Below are 2,874 nucleotides of genomic sequence, written 5' to 3'. Positions count from 1 at the left end.
TGTAGAAAGTGTTTCCCTGCCCCTTGCGGGGCAGGAAAGGCGTACATAAGCTTACGGGTTATTAGTACTACTCGGCTTTGGCATTACGGCCTTTACACCTGTAGCCTATCAACGTGGTCATCTTCCACGACCCTTAAAAGAAATCTCATCTTGTGGTGGGTTTCGCGCTTATATGCTTTCAGCGCTTATCCCTTCCGAACGTAGCTACTCTGCGGTGCCCCTGGCGGGACAACAGATACACCAGCGGTTCGTCCGACTCGGTCCTCTCGTACTAGAATCAGATCCACTCAAATTTCTAACGCCCGCAGTAGATAGAGACCGAACTGTCTCACGACGTTCTGAACCCAGCTCGCGTGCCACTTTAATGGGCGAACAGCCCAACCCTTGGGACCTTCTCCAGCCCCAGGATGTGACGAGCCGACATCGAGGTGCCAAACCCCCCCGTCGATGTGAGCTCTTGGGGGAGATCAGCCTGTTATCCCCGGCGTACCTTTTATCCTTTGAGCGATGGCCCTTCCATACGGAACCACCGGATCACTATGCTCTACTTTCGTACCTGATCGACCTGTATGTCTCTCAGTCAAGCTCCCTTATGCCATTGCACTCTACGCACGGTTACCAAGCGTGCTGAGGGAACCTTTAGAAGCCTCCGTTACTCTTTTGGAGGCGACCACCCCAGTCAAACTACCCACCAAGCAATGTCCTCTCTTAAGAGAGTTAGGCCTCAGATAAGCAAAGGGTGGTATTTCAACAATGACTCCACAAGTCCTGGCGAACCCGCTTCATAGTCTCCCACCTATCCTACACATCACTTATCCAAGGTCAATACTAAGCTATAGTAAAGGTGCACAGGGTCTTTTCGTCCCACTGCGGGTAATCGGCATCTTCACCGATACTACAATTTCACCGAGCTCATGGCTGAGACAGTGTCCAGATCGTTACACCATTCGTGCAGGTCGGAACTTACCCGACAAGGAATTTCGCTACCTTAGGACCGTTATAGTTACGGCCGCCGTTTACCGGGGCTTCAATTCAATGCTTCTCCGAAGATAACATCTCCTCTTAACCTTCCGGCACCGGGCAGGTGTCAGGCCCTATACGTCATCTTTCGATTTGGCAGAGCCCTGTGTTTTTGATAAACAGTCGCCTGGACCTTTTCACTGCGGCCCACATTGCTGTGGGCGACCTTTCTCCCGAAGTTACAGGTCTATTTTGCCTAATTCCTTAGCCATGAATCTCTCGAGCGCCTTAGAATACTCATCCCAACCACCTGTGTCGGTTTGCGGTACAGGCTGCTATACTCGCTTTTCTTGGAAGTCGCTTCCCGGGATTATCACCGCAGCCGGAGCTTTAGTGTACTATCGGGGTGTTACCAGCCCCTTCAACGTGCATTTCCGTCAGCACGCACCCAGTAGACGCCTCCGTCACTTTATCGTATAGCAGGTACAGGAATATTAACCTGTTGTCCATCCACTACCCCCTTCGGGTTCGCGTTAGGCCCTGACTAACCCTCAGCTGATTAGCATAGCTGAGGAAACCTTGGTTTTTCGGCGTGCGGGTTTCTCGCCCGCATTATCGTTACTTATGCCTACATTTTCTTTTCTAAAAGCTCCAGCATGCCTCGCAGCACACCTTCGGCGCCGTTAGAATGCTCCCCTACCACTTGTATATAATACAAATCCATAGCTTCGGTAGTATGCTTATGCCCGATTATTATCCATGCTCGTCCGCTCGACTAGTGAGCTGTTACGCACTCTTTAAATGAATGGCTGCTTCCAAGCCAACATCCTAGCTGTCTGGGCAGACAAACCTCGTTTTTTCAACTTAGCATACATTTGGGGACCTTAGCTGATGGTCTGGGTTCTTTCCCTCTCGGACATGGACCTTAGCACCCATGCCCTCACTGATGTGAAACATTTATTAGCATTCGGAGTTTGTCAGGAATTGGTAGGCGGTGAAGCCCCCGCATCCAATCAGTAGCTCTACCTCTAATAAACTATCACAGCGCTGCACCTAAATGCATTTCGGGGAGTACGAGCTATTTCCGAGTTTGATTGGCCTTTCACCCCTACCCACAGGTCATCCGAAGACTTTTCAACGTCAACCGGTTCGGTCCTCCACTATGTGTTACCACAGCTTCAACCTGCCCATGGGTAGATCACACGGTTTCGCGTCTACCATTACCGACTAAAACGCCCTGTTCAGACTCGCTTTCGCTACGGATCCACACCTTAAGTGCTTATCCTTGCCGGCAACGGTAACTCGTAGGCTCATTATGCAAAAGGCACGCCGTCATCCGCCGAGGCGGACTCCGACCGCTTGTAGGCGTATGGTTTCAGGTTCTTTTTCACTCCGTTATTCACGGTTCTTTTCACCTTTCCCTCACGGTACTGGTTCACTATCGGTCTCTCAGGAGTATTTAGCCTTACCGGATGGTCCCGCAGTCCTACAACCCCGGTTATGCCGTAACATAACCGGTTTGGGCTGCTCCGCGTTCGCTCGCCACTACTTACGGAATCACTTTTGTTTTCTTCTCCTCCGCCTACTTAGATGTTTCAGTTCAGCGGGTTTGCTTCCTTGCGGATACTATGTCTTCAACATAGTGGGTTGCCCCATTCGGATATCTGCGGATCAMCTCGTATGTGCCAATCCCCGCAGCTTTTCGCAGCTTATCACGTCCTTCTTCGCCTCTGAGAGCCACAGGCATCCCCCATACGCCCTTATTTTGCTTATTGTACTTTTATTTAGTAAAGAGCCATCAGGCATGAGCCAACAGAATTAACTATTGCCTCTTCGCTATTGGCTAAACACTAAAATCTGTGCTTTCTATTCTTTTCTACTTTGTTTCTTATCGCAATATGTCAATGAACGTTT

The 2,874-nt window shown here is 50.2% G+C and carries 1 rRNA gene; it reads right to left on the bottom strand.

Annotated features, from left to right (window positions below):
- Window positions 1-41: 41 nt before the first annotated feature.
- Window positions 42-2,735, bottom strand: a 23S ribosomal RNA gene (locus tag KJK34_RS14920).
- Between the last annotated feature and the right edge of the window lie 139 nt (window positions 2,736-2,874).

It is taken from the genome of Flavobacterium coralii (assembly GCF_019891545.1).
In the GTDB taxonomy this organism is placed as follows: Bacteria; Bacteroidota; Bacteroidia; order Flavobacteriales; family Flavobacteriaceae; genus Flavobacterium; species Flavobacterium coralii.
The sequence above is the reverse complement of the archived record's forward strand: the minus strand, read 5'-3'. Positions and strand labels throughout refer to the sequence as shown.